Here is a 14,237-nt window from a genome sequence, read left to right on the forward strand (position 1 = left end):
AAGCAAGAATCCCTACAAGATGAAAACCGAGAACAGAATCTTCTCCCAAGTTTATTCCTATCTAGAACAAGGAAGCCGATTTGTGGATAAAAGACATTTAACCGTCCTCAGTTGGATGGTGACAGCCCTACTCAGTAGTCAAAGTCTCAATCAAGCCAGATGGGAACCCTTTGTACAAAGCAGAGCCGAACAAGCCAATAGTTATCAGAGACGGTGGAATCGCTTTTGCCAGAATGGAAGAGTAGCGGTGGAAAAGATATACATCCCCTTAATATTGAAAGCCATCGAGACTTGGAAGGAGAAGGGGGAAAGACTGTATCTAGCAATAGATACCACTCTGTTGTGGAATCAATACTGCTTTGTCTATCTAGCGGTGGTCTGCGGGGGGAGAGCCGTCCCCTTGATGTGGATGGGATTAGAACATGGTAGTGCCAGCCTAGCTTTTGAGAAATACGAACCCTTGTTGGACAGAGCCAAAGGCTATCTTCAGGGCTTTGAGAATGTCATGCTGTTAGCCGACCGAGGCTTTGCCAATCAGCAATTAATTCAATGGCTCAGGAAAAATACTTGGCATTGGTGTCTTCGCTTACCTTGCGATACCCTCATTTACGGTGTTCGCCGTCGGGGTTTTGGCTATGAGGTCAGAGAACTCTATCCTCCCAAACGGCAAGCCTGCTTTGATCGCAACGTTCAAGTCTGGCAGGAGGCTAGAATCACTGCTCATCTTGCTTTAGCCTCTGTTCCAGGGGTTAAGGATAATTGGGCAATTCTGAGCGATGAACCTCCTACCCTTGACACCTTCTGGCAGTATGGTCTTCGTTTTCCCATTGAACATCTCTTTCAAGGGCAGTAAATCGGGCGTTTTTGACTGGGAACATTCTCGTGTTCGCTCTGCTGCTTGTTTAGAACGTCTCTATCTCATTGTTGCCATTTCTATTCTCTTTGCTACTTTAACTGGCATGGCGGTTCAACAATCTGGCTCTCGCCGTCAGGTTGATGCTCATTTTCGGCGTGGTTTGAGTTATTTGAAAATTGGTTGACGTTGGCTGGCGGGAGTTGTTCATAAGGCGCGTCCCTTCTTGCGACTTGACCACTTATTTTCTGTTGACCCTTTTCCCTGTTTTGCTTCTCGCAAAGCTCGTCAGGATTATTATGGCAAAATTACCTTTTCTTTTATTCAGGAGTTTGAGGCTTTCACATAACAGTACTTGTCTTTGTATTGAAAAATGTGTCCGTCAGTCAGAGCAGTAACTTTAAAATAAATCAGAAAGATGTCCTTAGAAGATGCCATTATTGCGGGAACAGCTTTCGTTTATAATTTAACAATTGTAACTCGCAATATTGATGATTTTAATTTTCTTAGTAAATTAAATCTAATTAGGGTTTGCTGAATAAGTACGGGCGAAGCATTCGGATAGAAAATCTACCTTTTCACCGATAGGTTATTGTCCGAATGCTTCGCCCCTACAGGACGCGGGCCGATGAAGACGCAAGGTTTTGAACGAAGATTCTCTCAAAATCTTGCACCTGTTTCGCGAGAAAAGCCCCAAAACCTTTACTTTGCCTACATTTCAAATTTATTCAGCAAACCCTAATTAACCCTTTTCAACATTGGCCAATTGTCAATAGCTTTTGAGATGCTCTCACCCTGTAGAAAATCAAGAATATTTTTTAGGTGGAATAGGAAGATGAAATTTATCAATAAACTAATAAATTATCATCACCTAAACCACTTTCTAGCCTAATTAATAGGGCCATTTCCAGTTAGTAATCTCGTCCTTATCGATACCATTGGTAAAAGCATAATCGAGATTTTCGATAATAGCATTTTTCATCCGTTCCTTCACATGACCAGCAGCAGAACCTAATTTCGGCACGCGATCAATGACATCAATTACTAAATGAAAACGATCAACTTGGTTACGAATCGCCAATTCTAGGGGAGTATTAATATTCCCCTCTTCTTTGTAACCGCGCACATGAATACGTTCTTGATTACTGCGACGGTAGGTAAGTTTATGAATCAGCCAAGGATAACCGTGGAAATTAAAGATAATTGGCTTATCAGGGGTAAATAAACTATCAAAATCCCGTTCCGATAAACCATGGGGGTGTTCACTTTCCGACTGTAATTTAAACAGATCAACCACATTGATAAAGCGAACTTTTAAGTAAGGGAATTCCTCCCGCAGAATTGCCGTGGCCGCTAAAGATTCTTTAGTGATAATATCCCCACAGCAAGCCATAATTACATCTGGTTCATCGGGATTTGTTCCGTCATCATCGTTACTGGCCCAATCCCAAATACCGATACCTTTAGTGCAGTGTTTAATTGCTTCTTCAATAGTCAAGTATTGCAGGTGTTTCTGTTTATCAGCAACGATAATATTAGTGTAATCCTTGCTCTTGAGACAGTGGTTAGCCACACTTAATAAACAGTTACCATCGGGGGGAAGATAAACCCGCACCACGTCGGCACTTTTATTGGTTACTAAATCGATAAAACCGGGGTCTTGGTGACTAAAACCATTGTGATCCTGCCGCCAAACCACCGAGGATAATAACAGATTCCAAGAGGAAACAGAAGCACGCCAAGGTACATGATTTTTGCAGATATCGAGCCATTTAGCGTGTTGGTTGAACATGGAATCGATAACATGAGCAAAAGCCTCGTAGGAGTGAAATAAACCGTGACGGCCGGATAATAAATAACCCTCTAACCAACCGACTAAAGTATGTTCACTCAGCATCTCCATCACACGACCATCGGGAGATAATTGGCTACCATCTAAATCCTCGGGATAGGTATCAGCTAACCAAGCTTTTTTAGTCACTTCATAGAGAGCCGCTAAACGATTAGAAGCAGTTTCATCGGGACCAAAAACGCGAAAATTAGTCATATTATTTCGCATTACATCCCGCAAAAATACCCCCATCACTCCCGTATTTTCCGCTTCCACTTGGCCCGGGTGGGTGACATCTACGGCATATTGACGAAAATCGGGCATTTTTAGATCTTTACGCAGCAATCCGCCATTAGCGTGCGGATTAGCACTCATGCGACGATGACCAATAGGAGCGAGTTCTTTAAATTCCGGCTTAAATTGACCCGTGGTATAGTCAAATAATTCCTCCGGGTTATAGCTTTTCATCCACTCCTCTAATTTTCTCAAGTGGTCGGGGTTTTCGTGCATCCCACCCATGGGGACTTGGTGAGCGCGCCAGAATCCTTCTACTTTATGACCATCAACATTTTTCGGACCGGTCCAACCCTTGGGAGACCGGAGGATAATCATTGGCCAGGGGTAACGTTTAGCTACTCCCGTGCTGCGAGCTTCCTGTTGATAGGAGCGAATCTGATTGATACAGTGTTCTAGGGTGGCGGCCATTTTTTGATGGCAGTGCAGCAGGTCTTCATCTTCCTTACATTCGACGATGTAGGGAGTGTAACCGTAACCAACAAAGAGACTTTCTAACTCGTGGGTCGAAATACGGGAGAGAATGGTGGGATTAGCGATTTTATAACCGTTTAAGTTTAAAATTGGCAGTACCGCACCATCGCGAATCGGGTTAAGGAATTTATTCGAGTGCCATGCGGTAGCAAGGGGACCGGTTTCTGCTTCCCCATCACCCACCACCACGGCCGTAATTAGGTCGGGATTGTCAAAAACAGAACCGTAGGCATGGGAAACACTATAACCCAGTTCGCCGCCCTCATGGATAGAACCGGGGGTTTCGGGGGTGACGTGACTACCGATGTGACCGGGAAAAGAAAATTGTTTAAAGAATTTTTGTAATCCTTCCTCGTCTTCACTTTTATCGGGGTAAATTTCCGAATAGGTTCCTTCTAGATAAACCGGACCGAGTACCCCCGGCGCTCCATGGCCGGGACCGGCCATAAAAATCACATCGAGGTCGTATTTTTTGATTAAACGGTTGAGGTGAACGTAGGTAAAACTTAAGGCCGGACTTGCTCCCCAGTGACCAAGTAAGCGATACTTAACGTGTTCGGGTTTAAGATGTTCCTTGAGCAGGGGATTATCGCGCAGATAAATCATACCTACAGCTAAATAGTTACAAGCGCGCCAATAGGCATGGGTTTTGTAGAGTTCGTCTTGAGAAAGGGGATTTTGCTCTGTTAAGGGTCTTTCTGGTGCGGATACCATGAATATTTCTCCAATATCTATGAACGATGAGATTAAGAGAGTTGATAGACAATTTCTCCAGATTATCGAGAGGGTTAACCCTCGGTCAGTTTTCAAACTGTAATCAAGAGTCTAACCTTTTGGGGCGCAAAAAACTATTAAAATAAGCTATATTTTGCCGATCCTGCTTGGGTAATTTATGTCAGTCGGGCGGGGTTTTTAAATGGCTTTTAAAGGAAAATTAATGTCTTCTTAACTTATAGAGCAATAAATTCTCTGAGAACTTTTTTGTCGGGAAGAGCCTAATTAGGCCTTCTCGATGCCGGTGGTGAGGACTACTAGGATAGCAAATTTATTATTTTTTATCTTTAGACCTCCTGCAAAAGTAAGTTTTAGAGCCGCTATCAGGTCAAAATATCTAAAAAAATCGGATAAATTTGACATAATCTTAGATTTTATGGATATTATAGTTATCTTTTGTCTCCTGTCTCGGAGTCTCCTGTCTCGGAGTCTCCTGTCTCGGAGTCTCCTGTCTTCTCACCTAACGAAAGATTTTTGATTTTTGCAGGAGAGCTTTTGAAGCACTGAAACTTAAAATCTTTCTATACTTCATCTAGCGATCAACAAAAGCTGATTAGCATATATAGTGATTCTCTAAAGGCCAATCAATTCTCAAATTATTTTTTCTTGATCGTGCCTAAGCTTATCGCAGCTGCAAAGGAGTTTTTTTCATGACAAAAGTAAGAGTCGCTATCAACGGATTTGGTCGTATCGGTCGCCTCGTTTTTAGGGCGGGTATCCAAAATCCTGATTTCGAGTTTGTTGGTATCAATGATCTCGTCCCCCCCGATAATATTGCCTATCTGCTCAAATACGACTCCACCCACGGACGTTTTCAGGGTACGGTAGAAGCGAAAGAAGATGGCATCGTCGTGGATGGTAAGTTTATCCCCTGTTACTCGATTAAAGACCCTGCTCAACTGCCCTGGGGTGCAACCGGGGCCGATTATGTGGTTGAGTCCACCGGTTTATTTACCACCGCAGAAGGGGCCGGAAAACACCTAGAAGCAGGGGCCAAACGAGTGGTTATCTCCGCACCCACCAAAGATCCGGACAAAATTCGTACTATTGTACTGGGCGTTAACGACAATGAGTACGATCCCGCTAAGGATCTGATCGTCTCTAACGCTAGTTGTACCACCAATTGTTTAGCCCCGATCACCAAAGTTATTAACGATAACTTCGGACTAGCGGAAGGATTAATGACCACGGTACACTCGATGACCGCCACTCAACCCACCGTTGATGGTCCATCGAAAAAAGATTGGCGCGGTGGTCGCGGCGCTGGTCAAAATATTATCCCCTCCTCCACGGGAGCAGCCAAAGCAGTAACCCTAGTTATTCCTTCCCTAAAAGGCAAATTAACCGGTATGGCCTTCCGTGTGCCAACTCCCAACGTTTCGGCGGTGGATTTAACCTTTAAAACCGAAAAAGCCACCAGTTACGAGGAAATCTGCGCCGCTATGAAAGCCGCCAGCGAAGGACCGATGAAAGGTATCCTCGGTTATACCGATGAGGAAGTGGTATCGAGTGACTTTATCACCGACCCCCATTCCAGTATCTTTGATGCTAAAGCTGGCATTCAACTTAATGCCAATTTCTTTAAGGTCGTCTCTTGGTACGATAACGAATGGGGTTACTCCTGCCGGATGTTAGACCTGATGAAAATGATGGCAGCTAAGGAAGCAACCCTAGTAACAGCCTAAATCAGTTATCAGTTATCAGTTATCAGTAACCAGTTATCAGTAAACAGTGAACAGTGAACAGTAACCAGTAAACAGTAAACAGTGAAAAGACAGCACTGTTAATGCCATTAGACATCTCCAAGAGTTAAACAAAATAGTTCTAGGGCTGAAATGTATGTCTTTGTCTATTTAGGGTTTGCTGAATAAATGTGAAATGTAGGCAAGGCAAGGGTTTTGTGGCTTTTCTCGCTCCCACAGGTGCAAGATTTTGAGAGAATCGCGCTTCAAAACCGGGCATCTTGAGCGGCGATTGCGTCCTGTAGGGGCGAAGCATTCGGGCAATAACCTATCGGTGAAACCGTAGATTTTCTATCCGAATGCTTCGCCCGTACTTTTTCAGTAAACCCTATTTAATATTGCTCACTTAATAAGTAGGTGGGTGTTAAAAATTGCCAGATCCCCCCTTATCAAGGGTGGCAGGGGTATCCCCCCACTTAATCCTCAAATCTGATAACTGATAACTGATCACTGATAACTGATAAGATGAATCCAAAATTTAAAGATATTACCGCTTGGGAACAGGCACAATTATTAATGCAACCGGCATTTATTCGGGTGCTGGATAATCTGCGTAAACAGTTAGAAAATTCCCTCTGGAAAGGAACTTATACAGAAATTCAAGATCCCTATCCCAGTTATCTGCTCTGTTTGACTTATCTCGATCGCTCCGTTACTGTAAATATTTGGGAACTTTGTTTTCAAGTCTGTTTTCTCGATTATCCCACCGATGAAGGAGAGACCGTCACCATCGATACCAGTCTCCTCGATCCCACCGGTGAACTAGATTGGCAGAGTTTGGAAACGAAAACCGAGCGCATTATTAAGCAATTATTCGCTAATTTACCCCAATGAAAGCAGATTTAGAAACGATCAAGGCAGAGTATGCCGCTAATTTTCTCAAAGATTACCACAATGATCCCCAAAGTTTAGCATCGCCAACAATTTTAATCGATCGCTCCCATTGGGGTTTATTAGAATTAAAAGGCCAGGATCGACTGCGTTTTCTCCACAATCAAACCAGTAACGCTATCGATCGCCTGAAACCGGGTCAGGGTTGTGAGACAATTTTCCTTAACTCTACCGGTCGTACCCTCGATTTTGTCACAGTTTACGCCGGCGATGATTCCCTCCTCATCCTCGTTTCTCCCCAACGTCGTCAATTTTTACTGGAATTGATCGATCGCTATATTTTCCCCTTCGATAAGGTGGAAATTAGCGACTTAACCGATAATTTTGCCATTGTCACCCTAATCGGTACTGAAAGCGGGCAATACCTGCAAAAAATCGCCATTCCAGAGCAGATTTTAACGGGGGTGCAGCATAGTCATTATCTCCTTTCTGAACCCGCCCTGAGACTGGCCGTCGGTACCGGCTTAGACCTACCCGGATATACTTTAATCGTTGCCGCCGCCGAAGCCGGTCCCCTCTGGGAAAATTTAATTAAAAATGGCGTTACTCCCGCCGATGAGCAGGTGTGGGAATACCTGAGAATCCATCAAGGCCGACCGGCAGTCGATCGAGAATTAACCGAAGACTATAACCCTTTAGAGGCCGGTTTATGGCGAGCGATTGTATTTGATAAGGGTTGTTATATTGGTCAAGAAACTATCGCCCGTCTTAACACCTATAAAGGCGTAAAACAAAGACTTTGGGGTATAAAACTCAGCCAACCCGTCCCCAGCAATACCCCGATTATTTTAGAAGCCCAAAAAGTCGGTTTACTCACCAGTGTGCTGGAGGATTTTGGCTTGGGTTATGTGAAAACAAAAGCGGGAGGAGAAGGTTTAAAAGTGCAAATCGGCGAGGCAACAGGAGAATTAATCTCTTTACCCTTCCTCTCTCACGAATACCCCTTTCAGTGAACAGTAATCAGTAATCAGTAATCAGTAAACAGAACGTAGGTTGGGTTGAAGTATGAAACCCAACGCCCGCCTGGGTTAGTGATAACTGATAACTGATAACTGATAACTAATAACTGATAACTGATAACTGATAACTGATAACTGAAAAACCCCCCTAACCCCAGCGACTAGCGATAGGCATTCGCCAACCAGTGCCAAAAGCGCGATCGCTAATTTTTAGGACCGGGGGAGCTTGTTTGCGCTTAAATTCGGCATTTTTAACTAATTTAATCACTTTCTGCACAATTTCAGCCTCAAAACCGGCGGCGATAATTTGTTCGGCAGATTGATGGCGATCGATTAATAGTGCTAAAATAGCATCTAAAATCTCGTAGGGAGGTAAAGAATCTTGATCCTTCTGATTGGGTTTTAATTCAGCACTAGGAGCTTTATTAATCACATTAAGGGGAATAATTTCCCCGTGCCGATTTAACCAGCGACAGAGGGAATAAACGCGGGTTTTCGGCACATCAGCAATCACTGCTAAACCACCATTCATATCACCGTAAAGGGTGCAATATCCCACCGCCATTTCTGATTTATTGCCAGTGGATAATAGTAAATGTCCGAATTTATTAGAGAGAGCCATCAATAAATTACCGCGAATGCGTGACTGAAGATTTTCTTCAGCAATACCGAAATCAGTCCCCGCAAAAAGACCATCTAAAAGTTGATCATAAGCGTTCATAATTTCTTTAATTGCTAACTTCTCACTTTTGATACCTAAATTATTAACTAAAGCCACTGCATCGCTAATCGAATGGTCGGAACTATAGGGAGAAGGCATCATCACAGCGAGAACATTTTCTTTACCTAATGCGTCGCTGGCAATAGCGGCAACTAAACTGGAATCAATGCCACCACTCAAGCCAAAAATTACCCGTTTAAAACCGCATTTCTGCACATAATCTCGCACTCCTAAGACTAAAGCTTGATAAATTTCCTCATCTTCATCGACAGGTAAAGGATGAATAACTGCGGGTAACAAATCTTGATTAAACTCGATCAATTCTAGGCTAGAAGTAAATGCCTGAGCGCGATAAATCACTTCTCCTTGTCGGTTAAAAGCAACACTGTCACCATCAAAAATTAAATCATCATTACCTCCCACTTGATTGACATAAACTATCGGTAAATTATATCTAGTGGCACTATGGGATAATAAAGATTCTCGCAATTTTTGCTTACCGACACTGTAGGGAGAAGCGGAAAGATTAACGATTAAATCCACTCCCAAATTAGCTAAATCGGCGATGGGATTAACTGCGTATTGACGCTGACCCCAAAATTGTTCATCATTCCAAACATCTTCACAGATAGTTACACCGATTTTTACATTATTTTCTGTTATTTGAAAATATTGACTTTCTTTCCCAGAAGCAAAGTAACGATCCTCATCAAAAACATCGTAGGTAGGCAATAAACGTTTAGTAAAAATTTGTTTAATCTCTTGACTTTTCAACAAAGCTATGCTATTAAATAACGGCTTTTCCCCTCTGACCGTTGCCGAGGGATTTTTTTCGACAAAACCGACTAAGACAGCTAACTTTTCTGGTAATTGTTGGGACAATAATTGCAATTGTTGAGACATTTTCTCCACAAAACCCAGATTTAATAATAAGTCTCTGGGAGGATAACCACAGAGGGATAATTCTGGGGTTAAAAGTAATTCTGCTCCCTGATTAAATGCCGTTTGAGCAGCCTCTAAAATTCTTTGGGCATTTCCTTCGATATCTCCAACAATGGGATTTAATTGAGCGATAGCAATTCTCATATTTTTTCCTATTTAAACAAAAACTAACGGTTGCTCTTTAAAGGGAGCAAAAGCTTTTTCATCAAAGCGATATAAACTAGCGGGACGACCAGCACCACGAGAGACTTTTAAACCCATATCCTTGAGAAATCCTAATTTCAATAGCCGATTTCTGAAGTTAGAATAATCACTAAAATTTTTACCTAAAATTGTCTCATAAAATTGATAAAGATCATTTAAAGTAAATAATTCTGGTAAAACCTCAAAAGCGACGGGACTATACTCTACTTTATTGCGTAATCTTCGCCAGCCATATTCCAAAATTTGACCGTGATTAAAGGCTAAATCTGGCACTTTATCAATCATATACCAAGTGATATTATAATCCCGTTCAGTGATTAATTTTGCTTCTTCAAACCGCACTAAAGCGAAGTAACTCACCGATAGATAACGTTTCCCAAAACTCTCGGCTGCTGCTGGGGAATCTCCCTCTGGACTGCCAAAAGTATATAACTGTTCCAGATAAAGATTATTGACACTAATTTTCTCGGCTAAAATTCGATAGGCTGCCGTTTCCAGTGATTCCCCATTTCTCACTAAAGTCCCGGGTAAACTCCAGTAATTACTAAAGGGTTCTTCCCGTCTTTTAATCAGAAGCACCAGCAGCCGATTTAATTGGGTATCAACGGAAAAGATCACGTTATCAACTCCCACTTTAAAATCAGCTAGAGATTTATTATCTAGGGTATTTTGCGGTTTCATGCGTAAAGTTTTTGACCTTCGATATAATCTTTAATCGGTGCAGGAACAGCCTGTTTATCGCCTTTTTCTCGATAATCTGTTGAGGATACAGCCGGAGCAAATACATCAGCAATTAGACAATCACCCCCTAATGTTTGCAGTTGTTCAATATCATCTTGATTAATAGGATAACCGGGACGGGGAATCACGAGAATTTTGACTTTTTCTAGTAATTCTTGGCTGCGATACCAGTGCCTAATTTGTCCAGCTAAATCGGAACCAATGACTAGGGTATATTCCTCCTGTTCTCCCCAAATTGTTTGCGCTTTTTCCACACTAATTAAGCTCCGTCGATCGCTTAATTCTCGTCGCAGTTGTATATTATCCCTTGGGGGTTGAATATCCCGGATGAGCAAATTTAACATCCTCAGACGATGTTCGAGACTGGTTTGATGATTTTTAAAGGGATTATCGGCGGCCCAAACTGCAACGATATCGTACTGTTCCGATAACCATTTTAGTATGGCTTGATGACCGGCAGTAGGAGGATCGGCACTGGTTCCAAAAAGGGCAATTTTAAGCATAGGGTTCAATTGCTTGCTCACTGAGGGATTAGTTTAACTCTGCTCAAGCTTGGCAAAGATTAACTTCTCCCCATTATAGTTGATTTTACCAAAATAGGGCAAGAGGATCAGTGATCAGTAATCAGTGATCAGTAATCAGTGATCAGTGAAGTTTTGCGACGAGTGGGCTGCTATTAACTTAACAGAAAATTCCCTAACACTTGGCCGTTCTGAATAGGGGAGATTGCGTCTAATTGCAAAGGGTGCATCTCACATTTGCAGAAATACCGACAATCAGCACTTATCAGTGACTCTTAAATTGGTACAAAAATATGAACAATCGCGTGTAAGCATCCCACCGAAAAGCTAATGCGCGGGGGGTTTGGGGGCGGCGCCACGCCCCCAACGGGGGGTTTGGGGGGTAGAACCCCCCAAAGGCTTGGATTGAGTGATAAAATCGGAAGTAATGCCCGATTTTAAAAGAGAGTTTCCCCGTAAAAATCCCAATTGGTAGATTGACAAAAATGAGATGCACCTATTGCAAAAAGATACTTATTCTTGAATAAGAGCATAATCATAATGCTCCAAAATTTCACCTAAACAGGATGAATTATCATCGTATAAATTACCTAAGTTGTCTTCTTGCAAATGGTTTCTAACCCGATCAAAAAGCCCAACGGAATAGACACTATCATCATGACGAGAACGGTATCTAATCCCATCTACTCCTTGGGGATGTTCCCAAATTGCCTGCCCCCAAGTCCGACAATATTCATAATCACCGGAAGAAATGCGGGCATCTATTCCTATACGAACAAGGGCCGGCCCCGTTAAGTCGGCCAACAGTAAAGTGCGATCACTTCTAATTCTAAAAAGATTTCTATTTCTTAGGGCTGTAACGGTTACGGCTCCGTCAAATGTTCGGCCAAAACATTCAATAAAGGTACTGTACTCATCACCCACATAGAGAAGCCCATAGCCCTGATTGGGTCCATCGAAACGACCGCTACCACTGCGGTCAAAATGAAGACTAGAAAGGTGTCCGGTTTTATTTAATCTTAGCCAGGGGCCTGGGGTTTCAATGACGGGCAATTGACGCTGACTAAAATCGTCTGGTGGGAGGGGAAAAGGAGGCAAACCCATTACGCCGCGCTATGACTCCCGTAACACTTAGCGGCCAAAACCACTGGCTCGATTTCTCCCTTTTGGAGTTTTTCTAGCGGGGTTGCTCCCTCTAAACGAATATCACCCGTGAGCAGAAAGAGCATTTGTGTCCAAGCACCGTCTTCTTTTAGGACGGCTAACACTTGGTCTAAACCTGACAAAACTTTGCCATCAATAAATTGCCAAGCGGGATAAACTAATTCCTCGTTGACAGATAAACCTAAGACCTGATGATTGAGCCTCATAGTTTCTAACTCCAAAGAACTACAGGCTAAAACACGACAAACCTCGGCGCTGGTTAAGGTTCCGCCTTGCTTAGATAGGAAGCGCTTCTTCGCTTCTTCGCCTCGTTTAATGGCAGCTGCCAACGCAGGGGCTAAAGCTAAAGGAGATTGTGTTTTTTGTATAGATTCTAACATTTTTAAGCAACCCTACCACCGCGAACGTATTTTAAATCCTTGATTAGTTTTTAGGAAGACCCTATCTACCCCTCATAATAACAGATGGTGGGCATTGCCCACAGGTGGGCGTTATCTACAAAGGCACAATTGCGGTTCATTCTTTTTTCGGTGATATTTTAAGTTTTGCTGTAAATTTGACTCCAAACTCCATTCCTAACTCTAATTCAGCCTCCCATTCGAGATTCCGTTTTTTGCAAGCATTATTAAACTCATCATGAACTTTATCAATCAACTGGCTTAAGTCATCAATTGCCTGCTCAGGATCGATGAAGAGTGGAGCTAAAATCACGGACTCATCTTCACTTTCGCCAGATTTTTCAGTATTTCGACTCAGATCATCTCGTTGTACAACAACAATTTTAGGTTCTAAGGAAACAATTTTGAGTTTTTGAGTTGGCTGGAGATTATCAGACACTTAATCTTTCCTAAATCTTGATGAATAATAGAGGAACCCACGTTAAAGCGAAATAAATAGCTTTTCTAGTTTAAGAGTTTTTTGAGGATAATCAATGATTACCTTTAATTCTTTGAGAATGTCCCCTCCTAAAATCCCATCAATATAGTATTTTGAGAATACTCCCGGAAGAGAGCCAAAAAAAACTTCTGTTTCACTAAACAAAATAGAACCTATTTCCAGTCTATCAAGCCTAGCAGTCCTATACCAAGAACTACCCGTTACACCACTTCCCCGAGCAGATGATTGAGATGTCGGTAAATCTAGAAAGTCTAATAAATCTGGATGAAAGACAGTCACCTGTGACCCCGTATCTAGTAGGACATTAACCGTTCTTCGGTTGTCGTTAAACTCAACAGTGACTGGAATCACCCACATAGACAATCTCTCAAGATTGTGGTCTCCCTCAAATGTATGTTCAACGACAATGACGGCCATGTAGATTAAGGATGATGGAGTAAGGATAAAAGCTGTAGCGTTGATAGCCAAGACTCATTATCAACTTTAAGCAACTTTACTTCCGTCAACAAGACCTGTATAAAACAAATATAAGTCTCCCTTCAAATGTTTAGTCTCTTGTATCAGCTTACTTTTATCGTCTGAATACCCAATAACCTTACCTTTCTCTGGCCAGCCATATTTGTCGCGACCAGTGATCTCTACGACCACCCATTGATCGGGGTAATAGGATGAGACATCGGCTATACTCAAATCTTCTGTTTTGTGGCTAAGTGTCTTCATGGCTAAGGTGGCAGTTGATTTGATCAGGATCTTTATAGATTCATAGATTCGCAATAGTCATCGGATGAATTGCTTCTGGCAACCGTCCTGCATATAACGGTACAGACACTCCAGATTGTTAACCGAGTCTTGAAAGCCCTGTGCTACAAAGGGTTGAAATGTTGAGAAAGATGTGACTAATCGACAGTAGTTGGGAGGATTTTCGATCTTAAGGTAATCAACATATCTATATTTGTAGTCACCGATACTTGCTTAGAGGGGATTGCAATAACAACCAAAAAGTTATTTTGCTACTAGGATTACATGAGACAAAAGAGAAATCAACCAATAATTATTGGTTATTGCAAAACCCCAAATTTGGTAGGGGTTGGTTTCCCAACTGGGTGCTTGCTTTGGAAATAGAGACAAGATGTCAACCAACAATTGTTGCAATGTTTAACCAACAATTGTTGCTATCATTAAACAATAATTGTTGGTACTCCATTTCAAAATATGCTAACTAGCTCGAA

At 42.3% G+C, this 14,237-nt stretch carries 15 protein-coding genes; 5 read left to right on the forward strand and 10 right to left on the reverse strand.

The genetic code is table 11. The features are described from left to right. Positions 1-19 precede the first annotated feature (19 nt). Both VL20_RS33240 and VL20_RS30235 read left to right on the forward strand, forming a co-directional pair. Entirely contained in the window at positions 20-853 is an 834-nt protein-coding gene (locus tag VL20_RS33240) for a transposase (RefSeq protein WP_284525807.1), read from the forward strand. After that, the gene (locus tag VL20_RS30235) at positions 828-1,040 is read left to right on the forward strand and encodes a hypothetical protein (RefSeq protein WP_052275239.1); all 213 of its coding nucleotides are present in this window, start codon (positions 828-830) and stop codon (positions 1,038-1,040) included. Before VL20_RS33240 ends, VL20_RS30235 begins: the two co-directional genes overlap by 26 nt. Positions 1,041-1,745: 705 nt before the next feature. Here VL20_RS30235 and VL20_RS23475 read toward each other — a convergent pair. After that, a complete protein-coding gene (locus VL20_RS23475) occupies positions 1,746-4,166 on the reverse strand; it encodes a phosphoketolase family protein (RefSeq protein WP_052277987.1) in 2,421 nt (806 codons plus the stop codon). Positions 4,167-4,876: 710 nt separating this feature from the next. On the opposite strand from VL20_RS23475, the gene gap reads away from it, so the two are divergent. From gap to ygfZ, 3 genes are all read left to right on the forward strand, one after another. Beyond that, positions 4,877-5,911, forward strand: coding sequence for a type I glyceraldehyde-3-phosphate dehydrogenase (gene gap, locus VL20_RS23480; RefSeq protein ID WP_052277988.1), 1,035 nt, complete (start codon positions 4,877-4,879; stop codon positions 5,909-5,911). Positions 5,912-6,433: 522 nt separating this feature from the next. Beyond that, the gene (locus tag VL20_RS23485; RefSeq protein WP_052277989.1) at positions 6,434-6,802 is read left to right on the forward strand and encodes a hypothetical protein; all 369 of its coding nucleotides are present in this window, start codon (positions 6,434-6,436) and stop codon (positions 6,800-6,802) included. After that, positions 6,799-7,812, forward strand: a complete 1,014-nt coding sequence (gene ygfZ, locus VL20_RS23490; RefSeq protein WP_052277990.1) for a CAF17-like 4Fe-4S cluster assembly/insertion protein YgfZ — start codon at positions 6,799-6,801, stop codon at positions 7,810-7,812. Before VL20_RS23485 ends, ygfZ begins: the two co-directional genes overlap by 4 nt. 75 nt (positions 7,813-7,887) lie before the next feature. Here the strand turns inward: ygfZ and VL20_RS33245 are convergent, their stop codons facing one another. From VL20_RS33245 to VL20_RS23530, 9 genes are all read right to left on the reverse strand, one after another. Next, a complete protein-coding gene (locus tag VL20_RS33245) occupies positions 7,888-8,010 on the reverse strand; it encodes a hypothetical protein (RefSeq protein WP_284525903.1) in 123 nt (40 codons plus the stop codon). After that, on the reverse strand, positions 7,967-9,625 hold the full coding sequence (locus tag VL20_RS23495; protein ID WP_052277991.1) for an NAD+ synthase: 1,659 nt from the start codon (positions 9,623-9,625) through the stop codon (positions 7,967-7,969). Before VL20_RS23495 ends, VL20_RS33245 begins: the two co-directional genes overlap by 44 nt. Positions 9,626-9,637: 12 nt before the next feature. Further along, positions 9,638-10,366: an NUDIX hydrolase gene (locus VL20_RS23500; RefSeq protein WP_052277992.1), complete on the reverse strand. Its 729-nt coding sequence runs from the start codon at positions 10,364-10,366 to the stop codon at positions 9,638-9,640. Next, complete coding sequence (locus VL20_RS23505) at positions 10,363-10,929, reverse strand: nicotinate-nucleotide adenylyltransferase (RefSeq protein ID WP_002757316.1); 567 nt, start codon at positions 10,927-10,929, stop codon at positions 10,363-10,365. Before VL20_RS23505 ends, VL20_RS23500 begins: the two co-directional genes overlap by 4 nt. Positions 10,930-11,460: 531 nt before the next feature. After that, complete coding sequence (locus VL20_RS23510; protein WP_052277993.1) at positions 11,461-12,051, reverse strand: RES family NAD+ phosphorylase; 591 nt, start codon at positions 12,049-12,051, stop codon at positions 11,461-11,463. Continuing rightward, positions 12,051-12,491: a hypothetical protein gene (locus VL20_RS23515; protein ID WP_052277994.1), complete on the reverse strand. Its 441-nt coding sequence runs from the start codon at positions 12,489-12,491 to the stop codon at positions 12,051-12,053. The genes VL20_RS23510 and VL20_RS23515 overlap by 1 nt, the downstream gene beginning before the upstream one ends. 136 nt (positions 12,492-12,627) lie before the next feature. After that, positions 12,628-12,948, reverse strand: a complete 321-nt coding sequence (locus VL20_RS23520) for a hypothetical protein (protein WP_002757320.1) — start codon at positions 12,946-12,948, stop codon at positions 12,628-12,630. A gap of 42 nt (positions 12,949-12,990) precedes the next feature. Beyond that, positions 12,991-13,425, reverse strand: a complete 435-nt coding sequence (locus VL20_RS23525; RefSeq protein ID WP_052278560.1) for a retropepsin-like aspartic protease — start codon at positions 13,423-13,425, stop codon at positions 12,991-12,993. Between the two features lie 66 nt (positions 13,426-13,491). After that, positions 13,492-13,728 (reverse strand): hypothetical protein, encoded by a 237-nt coding sequence (locus VL20_RS23530; RefSeq protein WP_043998271.1) that lies wholly within the window; start codon positions 13,726-13,728, stop codon positions 13,492-13,494. Positions 13,729-14,237: the final 509 nt, after the last annotated feature.

It is taken from the genome of Microcystis panniformis FACHB-1757 (assembly GCF_001264245.1).
Lineage (GTDB): Bacteria > Cyanobacteriota > Cyanobacteriia > Cyanobacteriales > Microcystaceae > Microcystis > Microcystis panniformis.